This is a genomic window from Enterobacteriaceae endosymbiont of Donacia cincticornis, assembly GCF_012568845.1.
Classification (GTDB): domain Bacteria; phylum Pseudomonadota; class Gammaproteobacteria; order Enterobacterales; family Enterobacteriaceae.
Genome location: NZ_CP046194.1, coordinates 183,749 through 207,501, shown reverse-complemented (window position 1 = coordinate 207,501; position 23,753 = coordinate 183,749). Strand labels below are relative to the sequence as shown.

At 20.2% G+C, this 23,753-nt stretch carries 17 protein-coding genes and 2 tRNA genes; 11 read left to right on the top strand and 8 right to left on the bottom strand.

Annotated elements, in window-relative coordinates; genetic code table 11:
* Positions 1 to 16: 16 nt before the first annotated feature.
* The 6 genes from sucB to rpiA form a co-directional block, all read right to left on the bottom strand.
* Positions 17 to 1,198, bottom strand: coding sequence for a dihydrolipoyllysine-residue succinyltransferase (gene sucB, locus GJT99_RS00990; RefSeq protein ID WP_168893862.1), 1,182 nt, complete (start codon positions 1,196 to 1,198; stop codon positions 17 to 19).
* Positions 1,199 to 1,227: 29 nt separating this feature from the next.
* Positions 1,228 to 3,909, bottom strand: a complete 2,682-nt coding sequence (locus tag GJT99_RS00985) for a 2-oxoglutarate dehydrogenase E1 component (RefSeq protein ID WP_168893861.1) — start codon at positions 3,907 to 3,909, stop codon at positions 1,228 to 1,230.
* A gap of 704 nt (positions 3,910 to 4,613) precedes the next feature.
* Positions 4,614 to 5,567, bottom strand: a complete 954-nt coding sequence (corA, locus tag GJT99_RS00980; protein WP_168893860.1) for a magnesium/cobalt transporter CorA — start codon at positions 5,565 to 5,567, stop codon at positions 4,614 to 4,616.
* A 75-nt stretch (positions 5,568 to 5,642) separates the two neighbouring features.
* Positions 5,643 to 7,832 (bottom strand): UvrD-helicase domain-containing protein, encoded by a 2,190-nt coding sequence (locus GJT99_RS00975; RefSeq protein ID WP_168893859.1) that lies wholly within the window; start codon positions 7,830 to 7,832, stop codon positions 5,643 to 5,645.
* A gap of 46 nt (positions 7,833 to 7,878) precedes the next feature.
* Positions 7,879 to 8,703 (bottom strand): diaminopimelate epimerase, encoded by an 825-nt coding sequence (dapF, locus tag GJT99_RS00970; protein WP_211080579.1) that lies wholly within the window; start codon positions 8,701 to 8,703, stop codon positions 7,879 to 7,881.
* Between the two features lie 65 nt (positions 8,704 to 8,768).
* Complete coding sequence (gene rpiA / locus GJT99_RS00965; protein WP_168893857.1) at positions 8,769 to 9,443, bottom strand: ribose-5-phosphate isomerase RpiA; 675 nt, start codon at positions 9,441 to 9,443, stop codon at positions 8,769 to 8,771.
* Positions 9,444 to 9,688: 245 nt separating this feature from the next.
* Between rpiA and GJT99_RS00960 the strand changes: the two genes are divergently transcribed.
* From GJT99_RS00960 to lysS, 4 genes are all read left to right on the top strand, one after another.
* On the top strand, positions 9,689 to 11,140 hold the full coding sequence (locus GJT99_RS00960; protein WP_168893856.1) for a Do family serine endopeptidase: 1,452 nt from the start codon (positions 9,689 to 9,691) through the stop codon (positions 11,138 to 11,140).
* A 60-nt stretch (positions 11,141 to 11,200) separates the two neighbouring features.
* Positions 11,201 to 11,273 (top strand) — tRNA-Ile (locus GJT99_RS00955).
* 155 nt (positions 11,274 to 11,428) lie between these two features.
* Positions 11,429 to 12,527 (top strand): peptide chain release factor 2 gene (gene prfB / locus GJT99_RS00950; protein ID WP_246208911.1). Its coding sequence is split into 2 segments (ribosomal slippage): positions 11,429 to 11,503 and positions 11,505 to 12,527, totalling 1,098 coding nucleotides; the frame shifts between segments, so codons are not numbered across the junction.
* Positions 12,528 to 12,550: 23 nt separating this feature from the next.
* Positions 12,551 to 14,050, top strand: coding sequence for a lysine--tRNA ligase (lysS, locus tag GJT99_RS00945; RefSeq protein WP_168893855.1), 1,500 nt, complete (start codon positions 12,551 to 12,553; stop codon positions 14,048 to 14,050).
* Here the strand turns inward: lysS and tpiA are convergent.
* Positions 14,036 to 14,815, bottom strand: coding sequence for a triose-phosphate isomerase (gene tpiA / locus GJT99_RS00940; RefSeq protein WP_168893854.1), 780 nt, complete (start codon positions 14,813 to 14,815; stop codon positions 14,036 to 14,038). The two genes, lysS and tpiA, sit on opposite strands and share 15 nt — an antisense overlap.
* A 32-nt stretch (positions 14,816 to 14,847) precedes the next feature.
* Positions 14,848 to 15,600: an FAD-binding oxidoreductase gene (locus tag GJT99_RS00935; RefSeq protein ID WP_168893853.1), complete on the bottom strand. Its 753-nt coding sequence runs from the start codon at positions 15,598 to 15,600 to the stop codon at positions 14,848 to 14,850.
* Positions 15,601 to 15,830: 230 nt separating this feature from the next.
* On the opposite strand from GJT99_RS00935, the gene GJT99_RS00930 reads away from it, so the two are divergent.
* The 7 genes from GJT99_RS00930 (at position 15,831) to carA (ending at position 23,753) form a co-directional block, all read left to right on the top strand.
* Positions 15,831 to 15,903, top strand: a tRNA-Trp gene (locus GJT99_RS00930).
* A 224-nt stretch (positions 15,904 to 16,127) separates the two neighbouring features.
* A complete protein-coding gene (gene ilvG, locus GJT99_RS00925) occupies positions 16,128 to 17,789 on the top strand; it encodes an acetolactate synthase 2 catalytic subunit (RefSeq protein ID WP_168893852.1) in 1,662 nt (553 codons plus the stop codon).
* Complete coding sequence (ilvM, locus tag GJT99_RS00920) at positions 17,790 to 18,023, top strand: acetolactate synthase 2 small subunit (RefSeq protein WP_168893851.1); 234 nt, start codon at positions 17,790 to 17,792, stop codon at positions 18,021 to 18,023. It begins immediately after the preceding gene.
* 26 nt (positions 18,024 to 18,049) lie between these two features.
* Entirely contained in the window at positions 18,050 to 18,979 is a 930-nt protein-coding gene (locus tag GJT99_RS00915) for a branched-chain amino acid transaminase (protein ID WP_168893850.1), read from the top strand.
* A gap of 32 nt (positions 18,980 to 19,011) precedes the next feature.
* Positions 19,012 to 20,871, top strand: coding sequence for a dihydroxy-acid dehydratase (gene ilvD / locus GJT99_RS00910; protein ID WP_168893849.1), 1,860 nt, complete (start codon positions 19,012 to 19,014; stop codon positions 20,869 to 20,871).
* A 102-nt stretch (positions 20,872 to 20,973) separates the two neighbouring features.
* On the top strand, positions 20,974 to 22,458 hold the full coding sequence (gene ilvC / locus GJT99_RS00905) for a ketol-acid reductoisomerase (protein ID WP_168893848.1): 1,485 nt from the start codon (positions 20,974 to 20,976) through the stop codon (positions 22,456 to 22,458).
* Between the two features lie 146 nt (positions 22,459 to 22,604).
* Complete coding sequence (gene carA, locus GJT99_RS00900) at positions 22,605 to 23,753, top strand: glutamine-hydrolyzing carbamoyl-phosphate synthase small subunit (protein ID WP_168893847.1); 1,149 nt, start codon at positions 22,605 to 22,607, stop codon at positions 23,751 to 23,753.

The following is a 23,753-nucleotide window of genomic DNA, read 5'->3' as shown; positions in this document are numbered from 1 at the left end:
TTAAAAAAATTCAAATTTATAAAAATAAACACATAGGATTTTCTAAAAATTTTTTTATTAACATTAAAAAACCTATAGCATCTTTTCCATCTATTAAACAATGATTATATGATAAAGCTAAATACATCATAGGCATAATACATATTTTATGATTTATAACAACAGGCCTTTCTTTAATAGAATGCATTCCTAAAATAGCACTTTGTGGTGGATTTATAATTGGAGTCGACATTAAAGATCCAAAAACTCCCCCATTTGTAATAGTAAAAGTTCCATTTTTTAGATCTTCAATAGATAATTGATTACAATCACTTTTTTTAACTAATTCTTTTATTTTTTTTTCGATGTTTATCAATGATAATTGATTAGTATTATATATAATAGGAGTTATTAAACCTCTTTTTGTTGCAATAGCAATATTAATATTATAACATTTATTATAAATAATATTTTCTCCATCAATAAATGCATTCATATTTTTAAATGATTTTAATGCTTTAGTAACAGCTTTAATATGAAAAGAAGTAAACCCTAATTTTAAATTATAATTTTTTAATATTAAATCTTTATAATTATTTTTTATATCAAGAATTTTTTTCATATTAACTTCGTTAAAAGTTGTTAACATAACAGTATTTTTTTTAGAATCCATTAGTTTATTAGAAATATATTTTCTGATTGGACTCATTTTTTTTATTTCAAAATCATTTGTTTTATCAATTTTTTCTTTATTTTTTTTAATTTTATTAAAATTATCTAAATTTAAATTATTTAATTCTTTTTTTAAGAAAGAAAAATTATCTAATTTTAAATCTTTTTTTTTTATTTTTCTTCTTATAGAAGGACTAAAATCATTTAATTTATCAAAAAATGATATTTTATCATTTATATTTTTAGTAAAATTATTTTTTTTTTTTATTATATTTTGGTTATTTTTATTTTTTTTTTTAAAATCCTTATATATTTCTAATATACCAATAATTTGTTGTGATTGTACTTTTTCTCCTTTTTTAACTAAAATTTTTTTTAAGATACCATTAATTGGTGAGGGTATTTCTAAAACTATTTTATCTGTTTCTAATTCTAGAAGAATATCATCAACATTTACTATTTCACCTGGTTTTTTATACCATTGAATAATAATTGCATTATTTACAGATTCAGGTAATTCAGGAACAATAATGTTAGTATTATTCATTTTTTATCCTTATAAATTTATTTTCTATTTTAAATATTAAAAACGGAGAATATGATCTTGTGTTGTTGTTTTTTATGTATACTAAGATGTCCTGTAGAAGGAGATGAAGATGATTTTCTTCCTATATAGTGAATATTTAAATTTAATTTATTTTTAAAATTATTTTGAATATATGTCCATGCTCCTTGATTTTTAGGTTCTTCCTGACACCAAATAAAATTATTTATTTTTAAATACTTTTTAATTATTTTTTTTATATTATTATATGGAAATGGGTATAATTGTTCTATTCTAATTAAAATTATATTTTTTTCTTTCATAGAATTTCTATATTCTAATAAATCATAATATATTTTTCCAGAACAAAAAACAACACGTTTAATATTTTTAATATTAATGTTTTTATCTAATTCATCTATAATTAGTTCAAAATTATTTATAAAATATTTTAATGATGAACAAGCTAAATTATATCTTAAAAGAGATTTAGGCATAAATATAATAAGTGGTTTTTTTATATAATTAAATGCTTGTTCACATAATAAATGATATATTTGAGATGCATAAGAAGGTATACATATTTTCATATTATTTTCAGCACTTAATTGTAAAAATCTTTCTATTCGTGCTGAAGAATGTTCTGGTCCTTGTCCTTCATAACCATGAGGTAACATAACTATTAATTTACTTTGATATTTCCATTTTTTTTCTCCAGAACTGATAAATTGATCTATAATAATTTGAGCTCCATTAACAAAATCTCCAAATTGCGCTTCCCATATTGTTAATATATTTTTTTTATTTAAAGAATATCCATATTCAAATCCTAAAACTGCTTCTTCAGAAAGTATGGAATTATAAATATAAAATTTGCCTTGTTTTAAACTAAGATTTTTTAAAGGTATATATGAAATTCCATTTTTTTGATCATAAATAACAGCATGTCTATGAGAAAAAGTACCTCTTTTAATATCTTCTCCAGATAAACGGCATGATATTCCTTGAGTTAAAATATTTGCATATGCTAAATTTTCAGCGGTACCCCAATCTACTTTTTTTTTATCTTTACTCATACTTAATCTATCTTTAAAAATTTTTTGAACTCTAGAATGAATATTAAAATTTTCAGGAAAATTGCTAATTTTAAAAATTAATTTTTTTAATTCATTTATTGTTAATTTTTTAAATATTTTTTTTAAAATATTTTTTTTAGAAATAACATATGTTTTGATAAAAAAATCATCTTTATTAAAAAGATTTTGATATTTTTGATATATATCTTTTTTTTCTTGAATATTTAAAATATTTTTAGTAAATAATTTTTTAAAATATAAATTTTGTATTGTTTCATGATTTTTAATATAATTATACATTAATGGTTGTGTTATATATGGATCATCTATTTCATTATGACCATGTCTTCTATATGAAACTAGATCTATAAAAACATCTTTTTTAAAAAGATCTCTATATGTAAGTGCTAATCTTATAATAAGTATAGCATTTTCTATATCATCTGCATTTATATGAAAAATAGGACATTGAATCATTTTAGCTATATCAGTACAATAATAACTAGATCTCATATCAGAAATTTTAGAAGTAGTAAATCCGATTTGATTATTAATTATGATATGTATAGTTCCACCTATTCCATAACCTCTTGTTTGAGATAAATTTAAAATTTCTTGTATTATACCCTGCCCACTAAAAGATGCATCTCCATGTATATTAATAGGAATTATATTATTTTCCTTAGATGAATCAATATAAGATTTAATTATACCCATAGAAACACTATTAATAATTTCTAAATGAGAAGGATTAAATGTTAATTTTAATTTTATTTTTTTATTATTATTAATAATTATGGAAGAATATCCTAAATGATATTTAACATCATCTATATCATTATTTTTTAATAAAATATTTTTAAATTCATTTTTTATTTCTTTAATATTTTTACCCATTATGTTTGCTAAAACATTTAATCTTCCTCTATGAGCCATACTTAAAATTATTTTTGTAATTTTATTTTTTAATTTACTTGAATAACGTATAATTTCTTTAATTATTGGAATTAATATATCACATCCTTCTAAAGAAAATCTTTTAATACCTGGAAAATTTTTTGCTATATTAGTTTCAAAGATTTCTGTTGCAATTAATTCTTCAAAAAAAATTTTCTTTTCTTTAACTTGTAAATTATTTACCATTAATTCTATATTTTTTTGTATCCAATATTTTTCATGATTTAATAAATGAAAATATTCTATACCAGAATGATGACAATATTTTTTTTTAAAAAAATTATATATATCAATAATTTTTTGATTTTCAAACAAAGAATTCAATGAAATTTTTTTCTGAAAATCTTTTTTATTAATGTCATAATTTTTTAATTGTAAAATATTACTAAGTTTTTTTTTATTAAAAAATAAAGGATTTATATTTGCATCATAATGTCCAAATATTCTAAAATTATTTATTAATTGATTTATCTTTTCTACTAAAAGATTTTTTTTATAAAAATCATTATTTTTTAATTGATTATTTTGGAATAAAACTTTTTTTTTTTTTTCAAAATTTATAAAAAAATATTTCCATTTTTTTTCTATAGAATTAGGATTTACTAAAAATTTTTGATACAATTTTTCGATATAAAAAAAATTTTCATATAAAAAATTTTTATTAAGATTATAATTATTCATTATTATTTCTTTTTTTAAAAAAAAATATTAATTTTATTTTAAATAAATAAAATTTACATATAATTTATAATTATATTTTTAAATGAAAAAAATTTCTATTAATTTTAATACATTTAATATAAATAAATTAAAAATGATATTAATATATTTTTTAAAAATAAAATATTTCAAATACTAAATATTTAAATGAAAAGAATATTTTTTACATAAAAAAATATTTATATTTTTAATTAGTATTATATAGATTTATATAAATTATTTATTAATCAATAAATTTTTTAATTTGGTTAAATTTAATTTTTTATATATAATTATTTTTAAAAATTTATTATATAAAATTATAAAAAATAATAAACAAATATTAGTATATTTAATCATAAAATCTTATATATCATTTTATTTATATAGTAAATAATTTTAATATTGTATTTATTATATAAATTTTTTTTAAAATATTAAAAAAAAAATTATTTTATCTATATAGATATTATTTTTTTTCAAAATTTATAAAAAAATAATTGAGAAAAATTACATATAAAAAATATATAGGTAAATAATAATAATTTACCTATATTAAATATAAGAAATATAATTTAAACTATTTACTTTTATTTGTACAATCATAAATACCATTATTTATATGAATTAAATATAAAAAAAACATTTTTTTATAAATTTTTTTTAAAAAACATACATTAATAATATTATAACCATTTTTTTTTTTTAAAATAAAAATAAGGAGCAAAAGCTGATACCATCATTATAACGATGGCATAAATATAGCCATATTTCCATTTTAATTCTGGTAAAAAAGTAAAATTCATCCCATAATTAGATGCAACTAAGGTTGGAGGTAAAAAAATTACAGATACTAACGAAAATATTTTAATTATTCTATTTTGTTCTATATTAATAAATCCCATTGCAGCTTGTACTAAAAAATTCACTTTTTGAAATAAGGATTCATTATGTGGTAATAATGATTTAATATCTCTTGAAATTTCTTTTGCTTGTTTAATTTGATTATCAGGTAATCTAGTTTTTCTCATTAAAAAATTTACTGCTCTTTGTGTATCCATTAAACATAATCTTACTTTCCATCCAAAATCTTCTAATTCTGCTAAAGTAGAAAGTGCATTATCAAATTCTTTATTTTGATGTCCTTTCATGATAATACAACTTAAAGATTCTAAATCACTATATATATTTTCAATTTCATCTGCTAATTGTTCAATTTTAGTATCAAATATATCTAATAACAATTCATAAGGATTTCCATAAAACATACAACGATTATGCATACGTATTCTGTATAAACGAAATACAGATAATTCTTTTTCTCTTAAAGTATATAATCTATTATTTTTTATCGTAAATGCTACAGTAGTAGTACCTGCATGTTTATTTTTTTTTTTATAAAAAAAAAATGAATGAATATGTAATCCTTCTTGATTTTCAAAAAATCTTGCTGATGCTTCTATATCTTCTAATTCTGGTCTGGTAGCTAAATTTTGTTTTAGTAGATGATATATTTTTTTTCTTTCAACATCTTCTGGTTGAATTAAATCAATCCATATTGCATCTAAAAGATTTTTGAAATTATTATCTAATTTAAGATGAGTTAGATATTTATTATATAATTTATATGCATTTAACATAATAACTCCTAACTAAGATTATAATTAATATATAAAAAAACTCATATATTTTATTAAAGTAATTTAGTATAAATTTTAAGTAGAAGATTGTATATAATCAGACATTATCCATTTTATTATTGTATTATCAAATTTAATTTGTAATTTTTCATTTTTTTTAAGAATTTCTATTTTTATAATAGTTCCTTGTCCAAAAATTTTATGATAAACTATTTGTCCTATAGAATATTTTTTTTTTATAAAAAAAGAACTTTTTTTTAGTAAAACATTATTATGTTGGATATAATTAATATTTTTTATGCAATTTTTTGGTAATTCATTAATAAATCTTGATCGTATTGAATTAATTTCTTTACCATGTAGAAAACGTTTTTTTGTATAAGTTAAAGTTAATTTTTTTTTTGCTCTAGTAATACCTACATAAGCTAAACGTCTTTCTTCATTTATAGATTTTTCATTAAAAGAAATTTTATTAGGAAAAATACCTTCTTCCATACCAATAATAAAAACTTCAGAAAATTCTAATCCTTTAGATGAATGAATTGTCATTAATTGTACATAATTATTTTTTTCTTCATTATTTTTATTTATATTTTCATTTAATAATAATGTTTGAGAAAGGAAATCTATTAATAAATTATTATCTTTTATATCTAAAATATTTTCTTTTTTTTTATGTTGTATTTTTTTTTTTGTAAAATATTTAGCTGCATTAATAAATTCTTTCAAATTATTTATCTTAGTATTATCTTGTTTAAATAAATAATTTTTCTTATACATATCCCATAGTCCAGATTTTTTTATTGTTTGTTTAATAATCTTAGATAATGATTGTTTTTTTGTATTATTTTTTAAATATATAATTAATGTAATAAATTTTTTTAATGCATTAAATGATGTTTTATTTAAAAAATTTTTATTTTTTAATAAAAAAAAACTAGATTTCCATAATGTTAAGGAATATTTATTAGCAATATGTTTTATGATATTTAATGTAATATCACCAATTCCTCTTTTTGGAATATTTACTATTTTTTCAAAAGAAATATCATCATTATGATTAGATATTAATCTTAAATAAGATAAAGTGTTTTTAATTTCTTGACGTTCAAAAAACTGTATTCCTCCATATATTTTGTATGGAATAGAAAATTTTAACATAATTTCTTCTAAAATACGAGATTGTGAATTATTTCTATATAAAATTGCATAATTATTTAATTTGTTTTCTTCTTTAAAAGTCTTTTTTTTTATATATTTAGCAATATATTCAGCCTCATCAAATTCATTTAATGCATAATATATTGTAATAAGATCTCCGTTATTTGCATTCGTCCATAATTTTTTCTTTAATCTACTATTATTATAAGAAATTAATCTATTTGCAGTTTCTAAAATATTAGAAGTAGAACGATAATTTTGTTCTAATAATACTGTTTTTACTTCATCAAATTCTTTTAAAACAGAATTTATATTATCAATTTTAGCTCCTCTCCATCCATAAATAGATTGATCATCATCCCCAACAAAAACAACTTTTGTATCATAATATTTATTATATAATAAAGAAATAAGTTTATATTGTATATCATTAGTATCTTGAAATTCATCTATTAGAATATTTTGAAAACGTTTTTGATATATTTTTAATATTTTAGGATTATATAAAAATAATTTATATAAATAAAATATTAATTCATTAAAATCAATGACTTCTGTTTTTTTACAAAAATTTTGATATTCATCATATATTTTAGATAAATTAATATTATATATATTATTTTTATAAAAATAATTATTTAATAAATTATTTTTTTTATTATTTATATATTTTAAAATATTTTCTACAGAAAAAATTTTATCTTTTAAAGATAATTTTTTTAAAATTCGTTTAATGATTATTTTTTGATCATAGGTGTCTATAATTTGAAATTTTTTTGTTAATCCTACATTTAAATAATGTATTCTTAATAAATAATAAGCAAAACTATGAAAAGTACCTATCCAGATATCTTTTTGATAATTATTTATTAATAATGATTTAATTCTAATTTTTAATTCTATTGCCGCTTTATTTGTAAAAGTTACAGCTAAAATAGATTTAGGAGAACAATTTTCTTCATAAATTAACCAAGCTATTTTACGAATTAAAACTAATGTTTTACCACTACCAGCTCCGGCTAATATTAATAAATTTTTTCTTTTTTCAGATACTATCTCTTTTTGTTTATTATTTAAATTTTTTAATAAATCTATATTTTTCATTTATTTAAATGCCGTAATTAAAATAATATTTTTTATAAAAAATTCATTATAATATAATTTTACCATCATATATATAATTAGCATCTCCTATCATAAATAAATTATTTTTATTTCCTTTCCAATTAATAGTTATAATACCTCCACGTAGATTAACATATACTTTTTTTGCTAAAATATTTTTTTTGATTCCTATAGCTACAGCTGCACAAGCGCCTGATCCACAAGCATTAGTTTCACCCACCCCTCTTTCAAAAACTCTTAATTTAATATTATGTACATCTATATATTGCATAAAACCTACATTAATTCTTTGCGGGAAAAAAACATGATTTTCTAAAAAAGATCCTATTAAAGATACAGGAGTGATTGATACATCATTTACTTGTATTATACAATGGGGATTTCCTAAAGAAACAACATTAAAATAAATATATTTATTTTGAAAATAAACTTTATAAGTATCTTTAATACTATGAGTGATAAATGGTATATCTTCAGGATTAAATAAAGGGACTCCCATATTTACAGAAATTATATTGTTGCTTATAATCTGTAAATATATTACACGATTTTTTGTACTTACACATATTTTTTTTCTACAAATTAATTTTTTTTTTTCTAAATATAATGCAAGACAACGTACTCCATTTCCACATTGTTCTACTTCATTTCCATCAGAATTAAAAATTCTATAATGAAAATCAATTTCACTATTAAATGATGATTCAATTAATAATAATTGATCAAAACCTATACCTAAATATCTATTAGATAATTTTTGTATAATATCTTTTGTAAAAAAAAAATCATTTTTTATATTATTTATAATAATAAAATCGTTACCTAACGAATGCATTTTAGTAAATTTTATTTTCATATATTTATGATATACTGTATAATGTTAAAAATTTAAAATAAAATTTAAAATTAATAATATTATTTTAAATTTTTTTTATTTATTATTGACACTGTAGAATTATATTTTCCTATAATAACTATATCTGCACATCTTTGAGTAAATAACCCAACAGTTACAACTCCAGGAATGGTATTTATATATTTTTCTGTTTTAAGAGGATTATGTAAATCTAAATTATATACATCTAATATAAAATTACCGTGTTCTGTAATTGTTTTCTTCCTTAATTTTGCTATAGCTCCTATATATGATAATTTTCTAGTAATAAAATTTTCTGCAGAAGGTATAATTTCTATAGGAACAGGATGTAATTTTCCTAAATTTTTTACATATTTAGATTGATCAATAATACAAATAAATGTATCTGAATAATTAGATATAATTTTTTCATTAGTTAACGCTGCTCCTCCTCCTTTTATCATTTGCATTTTTTCATTAATTTCATCAGCACTATCAAAATATATTCCAATTTTATTTATTTTATTCATTTCATAAACATTAAAATTATATTTTTTTAATTTTTTAGTTGAATATTTAGAAGCAGATACTACACCTTTAATATTTTTTTTTTCATTATATAAAATTTTAATAAATTGAGATATTGTAGTACCTGAACCAATACCGATAATATTATCGTCTTTAATATATTTTATCGCTACTTTAGATGCAATACTTTTTAATTTGTTTATCATATATATTTATACTTTATATAAAGTAAAATTTATATTATATTAAGTATAATAATTTGTAAAAATTTTATATTTAAATAATTTTTTATTTTAAAAATTAAAAATATATTTATTACATACACAATTACATAAATAATTGATTAATAATATAAAAAAATGAAATTTAAAATTTAATCTTTTTAATAAAGTAAGAATAAAAACATATTTTATATAATTATATTTAAAAAAATTTATCATGAGATTTTTTTATGAAGAAATTAAAAATAATTTTTTACCTATTTTTTTTTATAAGTAATATAATATTTACATCACCAAATGTACATGCAAAATTATTACCATTTAATTTAACAAAAAAATGGAATAGTAATAAATTACCTAGTTTATCTATTATATTATCAAAAGTTACTCCTTCTGTTGTTAATATTAATGTACAAGGTAGTACTTATGTATCGCAATTTAGACTACCTCAAAAAATACAAGAATATTTAAATGAAAAATTTTCTCTTTGTAAAGAAGGATCACCATATAAAAATACTCCTATTTGTGGGGATAATGATAATATCCTTCAACAAAAATTTCATTCCATTGGTTCTGGAGTAATAATAAATTCTAAAAAAGGTTTAATTATTACTAATAATCATGTTATAAATAATGCTGATTATATTTCAGTAGAATTAAATAATGGGAAAATTTATGAAGCTAAAATTTTAGGGCAAGATCCAAAAACAGATTTAGCTTTAATACAAATAAAAGATAGAACTGGAAATTTAAAAAGTGTTAAAATAGCTAATTCTGATACTTTAAAAGTAGGAGATTATACTATAGCGATAGGTAACCCGTATGGATTAGGAGAAAGTGTTACATCAGGAATTATATCAGGATTAGGACGTACTGGACTTAATATCGAAAATTTTGAAAATTTTATTCAAACAGATGCTGCAATTAATAAAGGTAATTCAGGTGGGGCTTTAGTTAATTTAAATGGAGATTTAATTGGAATAAATACAGCTATTTTAACTCCCAATGAAGGAAATATTGGTATTGGTTTTGCGATACCAAGTAATACTGTGATGAATTTAGTTAATCAATTTATTAAATTTGGGAAAATAGAAAGAGGTTTTTTAGGTATTTACGGTGTTGAACTTGATCCACAAATTGCAAAAGTTATGAAAGTACCTAATATATTTAAAGGAATTTTTATACGTGAAGTAATATCATCTAAAAATAATATATTAAAACCTGGTGATATTATAATTACATTAAATAATAAAAAAATTGATAGTTATGCTTTATTAAAAGCAAAAATTAGTACATTAATGCGAGGTTCTATTATTAAATTAGGAATAATAAGAAATGGAACATTTAAAATAATAGAAACACAATTAGATAATTTTTGTGATGATGAATCTTCTAATGAAAATTCAATATATGGTATTGAAGGTGCATATTTAGAAAATATATCTTTAAAAAAGAGATTTTTTATTTTTAATAAAGTAAAAAAAAATGGAGTAAAAGTTATTAAAGTAATACCTAATTCACCTGCCTCTATAATAGGATTAAAAAAAGATGATATAATAATAGGAATTAATCAAAATAATATATATAATATAAAAGATCTTAAAAAGATTTTAGATACACAGCCATCATTAATACTCTTAAATATTTTAAGAGGAAATAAAGAATTATATTTACTAAATTAAAAAATAATAAATATAATTGAAATATATATTAAAATATAACATAATGTTGTATTTATGTATGGCCCTTTAGCTCAGTGGTTAGAGCAAACGACTCATAATCGTTAGGTCGTTGGTTCAAGTCCAACAAGGGCCAAATTTATTAATTTAATAAAATTAAATTTTAAATTATTATTCATATCTAATATTTATAAATTATTAATAATTATCTATATAAAATTTATATTAATAAAAATTAATATAAAAATTATTTTATATTTACAATTTTTTATTAAAAGTTAGGAACTAAATATGTCAGAAATTATTTTGATAAAAAATAAATTAAAAGAAATTAAAAAAAAAAATATTTTTATTAGGGGGTTTCTTTAATTATTCAAAATATCAAAAAAAATTATTAAAAATAAAAGAAAAATTACAAAATCCACATATTTGGAAAAATATAAATGATTTACTCTCTTTAAATAAAAAAAAATCTAATATAGAAAATATGCTATTAACTTTAGATAATATTAATCAAGATATTATTGATATTGATGAATTAATTAATTTAGCAATCCATTCTAATGATAAAAAAATGTTAAAAGAATCTATAAAAATTTTATTTCAAATACAAAAAAAAATAAATAATTTGGAATTACAAAAAATTTTTTTTAAAAAAAATGATAAAAAAAATTGTTTTATAGATATACAATCTGGATCTGGTGGGATAGAATCACAAGATTGGGCTCAAATAATAATGAAAATGTATTTAAAATGGGCAGAAAAAAAAAAATATCAAGTAACTATAATAAATGAATCTCCTGGAGAGATTGTCGGTATTAAATCGTCTACAATTCATATCATTGGTAAATATGCTTTTGGATGGCTTCGAACAGAAAGTGGCATCCACCGTTTAGTTAGAAAAAGTCCTTTTAATTCTTCAGGTAGAAGACATACATCTTTTGCTTCAACTTTTATGTATCCTGAAATTAAAGAAAATACAGATATATCTATTAATATGGAAGATTTACGTATTGATGTATATAGAGCATCTGGATCTGGTGGACAACATGTAAATCGTACAGAATCTGCTGTACGTATTACGCATATTCCTACCGGGATAGTTACACAATGTCAAAATAATAGATCACAACATAAAAATAAAAATCAAGCTATGAAACAAATAAAATATAAAATATATGAATTACAAAATAAAATAAGGGAAAAAACAAAAAAAAAAATAGAAAAAAAAAAATTTAATATTAGTTGGGGATATCAAATACGTTCTTATATATTAGATGATTCGAGAATAAAAGATATAAGGACCGGTATAGAAAGTAAAAATATACAATCTGTATTAAATGGTAATTTAGATCACTTTATTCAAGCAAGTTTAAAATTAGGTTTATAAATATATAAATAAGGTTTAATATTATGTCTGAATTAAAAGATAAACTAAATAATATTAAAAATATTAATAATAATGAAATAAAATTTAGATCTAGAAAATTAGATATATTAAAAAAAAATAATAATATAGTTTTTCCTAATCATTTTAAAGTTAATATTACATGTAATTATTTGGATAAGATTTCAAATAAAAAAAATGATTTTTTTCAAAAAAAAACATTACATATTGCAGGACGTATAGTAAATATACGTATTATGGGTAAAGCTTCTTTTATTAACATTCAAGATTATACAGGTAAAATACAAATTTATATATCTCAAAATGAGATATCTTTTCAAGAATATAAAAAATTTTTAAAAGAATATGATCTTGGAGATATTATAGGTATAATTGGTTATGTTTTTAAAACTAAAACTCAAGTTTTGTCAATTTTTTGTCAAAAAATTTACTTATTAACAAAAGCAACAAAACCATTACCTGATAAATATCATGGATTACAAAATAAAGAAATAAAATATAGAAAAAGATACTTAGATCTTATTGTGAATGAAAAAACACGTTTTGTCTTCCAAAAAAGACATCAAATTATATTAAATATTCGGGATTTTATGAATAAAAATAATTTTATTGAAGTAGAAACTCCGATGATGCATAATATTCCAGGAGGAGCTTTAGCTAAACCTTTTATAACTTATCATAATAAATATAATATGAATATATATTTACGTATTGCTCCTGAATTATATTTAAAACGTTTAATTATTGGAGGATTTAATAAAATTTTTGAAATTAATAGAAATTTTCGTAATGAAGGAATATCAACTCAACATAATCCTGAATTTACTATGATGGAATTATATGTTGCATATTCAGATTATAAAGATTTAATGATTTTCTTTGAAAAATTATTTAAAAAAATATTTAAAAAAATATTTAAAAATAATTTATTAAAATATAATAGTCATGTTTTTGATTTAAATAATAAGTTTAATAAATTAACTATGAAAGAAGCTATTATAAAATTTTATCCTAATTTTTCTTTAGAAAATTTAGAAAATTTAAATAAATTGATAAAAATTGCTAATTTTTTAAATGTTAAAATTAATTTACATTGGAGTAAAGGTAAAATTATTTCTAAAATTTTTGAAGAAAAAATTATTAATAAAATTATAGAACCGACATTTATTACAGAATATCCTATTGAAATTTCTCCGTTATCAAGGAGTAATGATTCGAATCCTTTATTTACCGATAGATTTGAATTTTTTATTTGTGGGATGGAAATTGCAAACGGTTTTTCAGAACTTAATGATTCTCAAGAACAAAAAAAAAGATTTAAAAAACAAGAAAATTATAAAAAAATTAATAATTATTTTTATGATAAGGATTATATAGAAGCATTAGAACATGGATTACCTCCTACTGCCGGATTAGGTATAGGAATAGATAGATTAGTTATGCTATTTACAAATACTAAATCAATAAGAGATGTTATTTTATTTCCGATGTTAAGACCTATTTAATAAATATAAACTTTTTTCTATTTTTTCGATTAAAAGTACAAAATCTTTTATTGTTAAAGAAACTTTACCTATTAAAAAACCATTTATATATTTTTTTGTAAAAAAATGATTTATGTTAAAAAAATTTACTGATCCACCATATTGAAAATATATATTTTTTATTATTTCTTTATTTAAAGAAAATATATATTTTTTAATAAACAAAATAATTTTTTTTACTTCATTTATATCTGCTATTTTACCAGATCCAATAGCCCATATTGGTTCATATGCTATAATAGTATTATTAAATATTTTAATATTACTAATTTTAAGTATACTATTAATTTGATTAATACAAATTTTTTCCGTTAATTTATTTTTTTTCTGTTCTGCAGTTTCTCCTATACACAAAATTGGGATGAGACCATATTTCTTAACTAAGACAAATTTTTTTGATATAAGATCAATATCTTCATTATGATATATTCTTCTTTCTGAATGACCAATTATTACATATTTTACACCTATATCTTTTAACATATTTACTGATATTTCTCCTGTAAAAGATCCTTTTAAATGAATATCAACATTTTGTGCTGTTAAAGATATGGAAGTATTTTTTATTAAATTATTAATATAATTTAAATATACATAAGGAGGCGATATAGATAATTGACAATAATTTAAAGAATTATTTATTTTTTTAATTATATTTAGATTTTTATCTATAAAATTATAACTACCATTTAATTTCCAATTAGCAATAATTAAAAATTTTTTCATATTATTTCCTTTAAAATTTTAAAATATTTTAATTACCAATATTGTTCATAGGTAATATTACCTTTTTTATTTATTAAATTTTTAGAAAAATTTTTATTTTGCTCTAAAAATTTTCTAGTTTGTTTTATCATATGTGGATTACCACAAAGCATTACATGACTATCATTAGTATCTATTCTAATTCCAAGATTTTTTTCTAAAACACCATTTTTAATTAAATTAGGAATATGACCATATAAAATAGAATGATCAATATTAATATTTCTAGTTAAAATAATTTTAATAGTTAATTGGTTAGAATATTTTTGTTTTATTTTTTTAACTAAATTTAAATAATTAAAATTTTCTATATATCTAACAGAATGTATTAAAATTATTTTTTTAAATTTTTGAAAACATATGCCATCTTGTAATATTGAAAGGTAAGGACCGATTCCTGTTCCTGTAGAAAACATCCATAAATTTTTACAAGATTCAATGTTATTTATTGTAAAATTTCCTAATGCATTTTTAGAAATCAGAATTTCATCATTAATTTTTAACTTATATAAATAAGGAGTTAAATTACCCTTATTAATATTAGAAATATAAAATTCATAATTTTTATTTTTTGGTGAATTAATATATGAATATGCTCTTTGTATTTTTCTATCATTAATTATTAATGCTAATTTAGTAAATTGACCAGCTAAAAAATTATTTACTTTTGCTTTTAGAATAATACTAAATAAATCATTTGCCCAATATTTAATATCTTTTATTTTCCCAATACTCCATTCTGTCATTTTTTAATCCTTTTAAAATTATAAAATATATAAATTTATTCTATAAATATTTTTATAAAAAAATAATAATTAATAATACATAAAAAAAATTTTTATTAAAACATTTTAATATAAAAATATTTATTTAATAATAACAGGATATTTTTTATTTTTATATCTAAAAAAGATAAATTTTATGATAAATAAATTTTACTAATAAAAATATATAATATATTATATATAAAAATTACGGGGGTGTAGTTTAATTGGTAGAATATTGGTCTCCAAAACCAATGGTTGGGGGTTCAAATCCCTCCACCCCTGAAAATATTTTTTTTAAAAAAAAATATAAATAAATAGTAAAATATTTTATATAAATATATATTCATATATATGAATATTTAATTTAAAAAATTATATGATTTTTATAAAATTTTGATAACATATCTGACATAAAACCATATCATTATAACCTATAAATATATAAATTAAATCATAATTAAATTGAATTATGCATATCATTTTATTTAAAAAAAGAGGTATAAAATATGAACGGAGCACAATGTATAATTCAAATATTAAAAAAAAAAAATATTAAAAAAGTATTTGGATATCCAGGAGGTGCGATAATGCCTCTTTATGATGCATTATATGATGGAGATATAGAACACATATTATGTAGACATGAACAAGGGGCTGCAATAGCAGCTATCGGATATGCAAGAGCTACTGGTAAAATAGGAGTATGTATTGCTACATCTGGTCCAGGAGCTACTAATTTAATAACTGGTCTTGCAGATGCAATGGTAGATTCCGTACCTATTATTGCAATTACTGGACAAGTATCACTTTCTTTAATAGGGACTGATGCTTTTCAAGAAATAGATATTATAGGAATGTCATTATCATGTACTAAACATAGTTTTTTAATAACTTCATTAATAGAATTATCTACTACTATAGATAAAGCTTTTTATATAGCATTATCTAATAGACCAGGTCCTGTATTGATAGATATACCTAAAGATATACAATTATCTAATATAGATAAAAGAATTATTTTACAAAATAAAAAAAATTTTGTTATTTCCTATAAAACATCTTCAATTACGAAGATAGGAAAAGCAAATTTTTTATTAAGAAAATCTAAAATGCCTATATTATATATAGGTGGTGGAGTTAATATAGGTAATGCAGTAAAAGTATTAAGAAAATTTATTAAAAAATCTCAAATACCTACTGTAGTTACTTTAAAAGGAATAGGTACTATAAATAATAAAAATCCTTATTATTTAGGAATGATAGGAATGCATGGAAATAAAGCAGCAAATTATATTGTACAAAAATGTGATTTATTAGTAGCTATTGGAACTAGATTTGATGATAGAGTTACAGGAAATATAAAAAAATTTGCACCATATGCAAATATTATTCATTTAGATATAGATCCATCTGAAATTAATAAAATTTGTAAAGTAAATGTAGCATTATTAGGAAATTTTAATTATTTAATTCCTCTTTTAGAAAAACCTACAAATATTTTAAAATGGCAAATATATGTAAAAAAAATAAAGAAAAAATATTCTTATATATATAAATCTTATAAAAATAAAAAAAAAATATTTGCTCCTATTTTACTTAAAAAATTATCAGATATTAAAAATAATAATACTATTATTACTACTGATGTAGGACAACATCAAATGTGGGTAGCACAACATATAAATTTTTCTAATCCGAAAAATTTTATTACTTCTAGTGGATTAGGAACAATGGGTTTTGGATTACCTGCAGCAATTGGGGCACAAATAGCTAAACCTAATAGTAATGTTATATGTATTTCTGGTGATGGATCATTTATGATGAATATTCAAGAATTAAGTACAATTAAAAGAAAAAATTTACCTATAAAAATTATATTACTAGATAATCAAAGGTTAGGTATGGTAAGACAATGGCAACAAATTTTTTTTAATAAAAGATATAGTGAAACATATTTATATGATAATCCAGATTTTATTCAATTAGCAAAATCTTTTGGAATATCTGGACATAGTATAGATAATACTAATGAAATTAGTAAAAGTTTACAAAAAATTTTTAACATTAATAAACCTTATATATTACATGTTTCTATTAATGAAAATGATAATGTTTGGCCTTTAGTTCCTCCTGGATGTAGTAATGATTATATGATAGAGAAAAGTTAAATGTATAAATATCAATTACATATTAAAACAAATATTAGTCCTGAAATAAGTGAAAGAATAATAAGAATTATTCGTCATAGAGGTTTTTCCCTTAAAAAAATGAATATTAATGTGATAAATAAAGTAAAAAATATTAATTTTCAATTAATAGTAAAAAGTTCTAAACCTATAGATTTTTTAGTAAAACAAATTACAAAACTTATAGATGTATTAGATATAGTGATCATATCATAAGATATTTAAGATAAGGAATTATGATAATGTCTATAAAAAAAGCAGATTTTATTTGGTTAAATGGTAATATTATAAAATGGGAAGATGCTAAAATTAGTGTTATGAGTCATGCATTACATTATGGTACATCTGTTTTTGAAGGTATTAGATGTTATAAATCACATCAAGGACCTGTTATTTTCCGTCATAAAGATCATATAAATCGTTTATATAATTCTGCTAAAATATATCGTTTCCCAATAAAATTTTCTATAAAAGAAATCATAAATGCTGTTTATCAGACAATTAATATTAATAAGCTTCAAGAAGCTTATATCAGAATTTTAGTATTTATAGGAGATGTTGGTTTAGGGATTAATCCTCCTCAAGATTATTATACAGATATAATGATTAGTGCTTTTCCATGGAAAAATTATCTTGGTAATAATTCAAAAACTAATGGTATTAATACAATGATATCTTCTTGGAATAAATATAAACCTAATACTATACCTAGTTTGTCTAAAGCGGGGGGTAATTATTTATCTTCTTTATTAATTAGTAATGAAGCACGTAGAAATGGATATGATGAAGGAATATCTTTAGATAATTTAGGATTTGTTTCTGAAGGTTCTGGAGAAAATATTTTTAAGATAAAAGATAATATTTTATTTACTCCTCCATTAACTTCATCTATTCTTCCTGGGATTACTAGAGATTCTGTTATTAAAATAGCTAAAAATTTAAACATTATAATTAAAGAATCTTTTATTTTAAGAGAATCTTTATATTTAGCTGATGAAATATTTTTAACAGGAACAGCAGCAGAAATTATACCTGTTTGTAGTGTAGATAATATATTAATAAATAATGGTAAAAGAGGAAAAATTACAAAAAGTATACAAAAAAAATTTATCTCTTTATTAAGAGGAAAAATAAAAGATAAATGGAATTGGTTAGATTATATTAATATTTAATGAATTTTTAATTTTAATAAAAGAAAATAAATATGCCTAATTATCGTTCATTTACTACAACCAAAGGTCGTAATATGGCTGGAGCTAGAGCTCTTTGGCGTGCGACAGGAATGAGTGACAAAGATTTTAATAAACCTATTATAGCAATAGTAAATTCTTTTTCAGAGTTTGTCCCAGGACATATACATTTACAAACTGTAGGTAAAATAATCTCTAATGAGATAAAAAAATATGGAGGAATACCTAGAGAATTTAATACAATAGCTATTGATGATGGGATAGCGATGGGACACAATGGAATGTTATATTCTTTGCCTTCAAGAGAACTTATTGCAGATTCTATAGAATATGTTATTAATGCACATTGTGTTGATTCAATGATATGTATATCTAATTGTGATAAAATTACTCCTGGAATGTTAATGGCTAGTTTACGTTTAAATATACCTACTGTTTTTGTATCTGGAGGTCCAATGGAAACTGGTAAAATTAATATTAAGAAAAATACAAAAACTAAAAGAATCGATTTAGTTGATGCTATGATTCAAGCAGCTAATCCTAAACAATCTGATGATTACGTAAGGAAAATTGAACTTAATGCATGTCCAACATGTGGATCATGTTCTGGAATGTTTACAGCTAATTCTATGAATTGTATTACAGAAGTTTTAGGTTTAGCATTACCAGGAAATGGATCATTATTATCTACACATGTTAATCGAAAACAATTATATATAAGTTCTGCTCAAAAAATAGTAGAAATTACTAAAAAATATTATGAAAATAATAATATTAATTTTTTACCTAGAAATATTGCTAATCAAGAATCATTTGAAAATGCAATGACACTAGATATTTCTATGGGAGGATCTACGAATACAATATTACATATGTTAGCTTTATCACAGGAAACTAATATAGTATTTAATTTAAATACAATTGATTATTTATCAAAAAAAACCCCGTGGTTATGCAAAATATCTCCTAGCACTAATAAATTTTATATGGAAGATTTTCATAGAGCAGGAGGAGTAATGGGGATTTTAAATGAATTAAATAAAATAAATTTAATACATAAAAAAACTATAAATATTTTAGAATTAACTATAGAAGAAACTATATATAAATATAATATTTTAAATAAAAAAAATATAAATATACAAAAATTTTATCAATCAGCTCCAGGAAATACAAAAACAATATATCCTTTTTCACAAAATAATATTTATTCTACCTTAGATAAGGATAGAGAAAAAGGTTGTATTCGTTCATACAAATATGCTTTTAGTAAAGATGGAGGTTTAGCAGTTTTATATGGTAATCTTGCGAAAAAAGGATGTGTTGTTAAGACAGCAAGTGTAAATCAAAAACTAATAATTTTTAAAGGAAAAGCAAAAGTATTTGATAGTCAAGAAGAAGCAGTATATGCAATTTTAAATAAACAAATTTTTCCTGGTGATATTATAGTAATAAGATATGAAGGCCCTAAAGGAGGTCCTGGGATGCAAGAAATGTTATATCCTACATCATATTTAAAATCGATGAATTTAGATAAACAATGTGCTTTAATTACAGATGGAAGATTTTCTGGTGGTACTTCTGGTTTATCTATAGGACATATTTCTCCTGAAGCAGCTAATAGAGGATTAATAGCTTTAGTAAAAAATGATGATATTATTCAAATTAATATACCAAAAAGATCTATTCATTTAGATGTTTCTAATTTTATTTTAAATAAAAGAATGAAACAAGAAGAAAAAAGAGGTTTCTTAGCATATAAACCTTTACGTAAAAGACAAAGAAAAATTTCTTTTGCACTTAAAGCTTATGCTAGTTTAGTAACTAGTGCTGATAAAGGAGCAGTAAGAGACAAAAATAAATTAGTAATATAAAATAAATATTTTCGAATAAAAAAAATTATTAAATTTAATTCAAATTTTTATTAAAAATATTTATTAAATATTAATTTTTTTTATAAAAAAAAGGATAACTAAATGAATAATTATTTCAATATTTTAAATTTTCGCGAAAAATTAAAAAATTTACAAAAATGTAGATTAATGAAATTTGAAGAATTTAATAATAGTCTCCATTTTTTAAAAAATAAAAAAATTGTTATTATAGGTTGCGGTTCTCAAGGTTTTAATCAAGGATTAAATATGAGAGATTCCGGATTAAATATCTCATATGCTTTAAAAAAAGAATCTATAAAAAATAGAAATTTATCTTGGCAAAGAGCTTATAAAGAAAAATTTATTATTGGTTCTTATGAAGAATTAATACCTGATGCTGATTTAATTATTAATTTAACTCCTGATAATAATCATCATAATATTTTAAAAAAAATAAAATTTTTAATAAAAAAAGGTGCAATATTAGGTTATTCTCATGGTTTTAATATTATAGAAGAAGGAGAAGAAATATCTAAAGATATTACAGTTATTATGGTAGCTCCTAAATGTCCTGGTACAGAGGTAAGAGAAGAATTTAAAAAAGGTTTTGGAGTTCCAGCTTTGATAGCTGTTCATCAAGAAGCTAATAATAATAATTATGGTTTCCAAATAGCTAAGGCTTGGGCTACTGCCATTGGTAGTCATAAAGCTGGTGTATTAGAATCATCTTTTATTGCTGAAGTTAAATCAGATTTAATGGGAGAACAAACTGTATTATGTGGAATGTTACAAACAATATCAATTTTATTATTTGAGAAATTATTAGAATTGAAACAAAATCCATTATATTCTGCACAATTAATTCAATTTGGATGGGAATATATTACAGAAGCTTTAAAACAGGGAGGTATTAGTTTAATGATGGATAGATTAAATAATTCTAATAAAATACATGTTTATAAATTATCATCAATTTTAAAAGAAAAATTAAAACCTTTATTTAAATTACATATCGATAATATACTTTCAGGTAAATTTTCTCAAAATCTTATTCAGGATTGGAAAAATAATAATAATAATTTATTAAAATGGAGAAAAATATATAAAAATAATAAATTTGAGAAAATAAAAAATTTACAAAATTTTGATATAAAAGAACAAGATTATTTTGATCAAGGTATTTTTATGATTACTACTATTAAAAGTAGTGTTGAATTATCATTTGAATTAATGATAGAATCTGGTATATCACCTGCTTCAGCATATTATGAATCATTACATGAATTACCTTTAATAGCTAATACTATTGCTAGAAAAAAATTATATGAAATGAATAAAGTTATATCAAATACAGCTGAATATGGTAATTATTTATTTACAAATAGTGCTATTCCTTTATTAAAAAAATTTATAAAAAATCTTACAACTCAAGATGTAGGTATTTCAAATATAAAAAATACATCTATAGATAATAATTATTTATATAAAATAAATAATAAAATTAGAAATCATCCTATTGAAAAAATAGGATATATATTAAGAAATTATATGACTAATATAAGATCTTCAACTAATTTTAATTATTAAAAATAAATTACTCTCTTTTTTAAAAGAGAGTAATTTTGATTCAAATTTAAAAAAATAAAAATTTTTTTAAAATATATTTTATATATTTTTATTTTTAAATTTTATAAAAATATTTACAAATAATTTTTATATAAAAATTTTAAATTATGGAGAATAATTTGAATAATAAAGCAATTATTTTAATGGAAAATGGAACTAAAATTTTTGGAAATTCTATAGGAATAGATGGAATAGTTATAGGAGAAATAATATTTAATACTGCGATTACTGGTTATCAAGAAATACTTACTGATCCTTCTTATTATAAACAAATTATAATTTTAACATATCCACACATTGGTAATGTGGGTACTAATATATATGATAATGAATCATCGAAAATTTATGCTAAAGGACTTATTATCAATAATTTATCTAAAATATCAAGTAATTATCGTAGCACAGAAGAATTAGATAGTTTTTTAAAAAAAAAAAATATTGTTGCTATTGAAGGAATAGATACAAGATATTTAACTAGATTAATACGTGATAAAAAAATTAATAAAATAGCTTTAATTTCTACTAAAAAATATTTTAATTATAAAAAAATTTTACATAAAATACGTAAATTTAAAGGTTTACAAGGTTTAGATTTAGTAAAAGATATCACTACAAAAAAAACTTATTCCTGGAAATCAAATCATAAAAATATACAAAAACATGCATTTTTAATGCATGTAGTAGTGTTAGATTTTGGTGTAAAAAATAGTATTTTAAAAATGTTAGTTGATAGAAAATGTAAAGTTACTATTGTTTCTGCTTTTATAAGTTATAAAAATTTAATGTTATTAAATCCTGATGGTATTTTTTTATCTAATGGCCCAGGAGATCCTACTCCATGTAATTATATAATAGATATTGTAAAAAAAATATTAACAACAAATATTCCTATTTTTGGAGTTTGTTTCGGTCACCAAATTTTAGCTATTGCTTATGGAGCAAAAATAATAAAAATGGATATAGGCCATCATGGAAGTAATCATCCTGTAAAAGATTTAAAAAATAATAAAGTATTAATTACTACTCAAAATCACAATTTTACTATTGATAAAAATAATTTTCCTAAGAATTTAAAAATTACTCATAAATCTTTATTTGATGATACTATTGAGGGTATCCATTGTATTAATAAACCTGCTTTTGGTTTTCAAGGTCATCCAGAAGCTAGTCCAGGACCACATGATTCATCTATATTATTTGATTATTTTATAAAAAAAATTCATATATATTGTAAAAAAAAATACAAGAGATTTTAA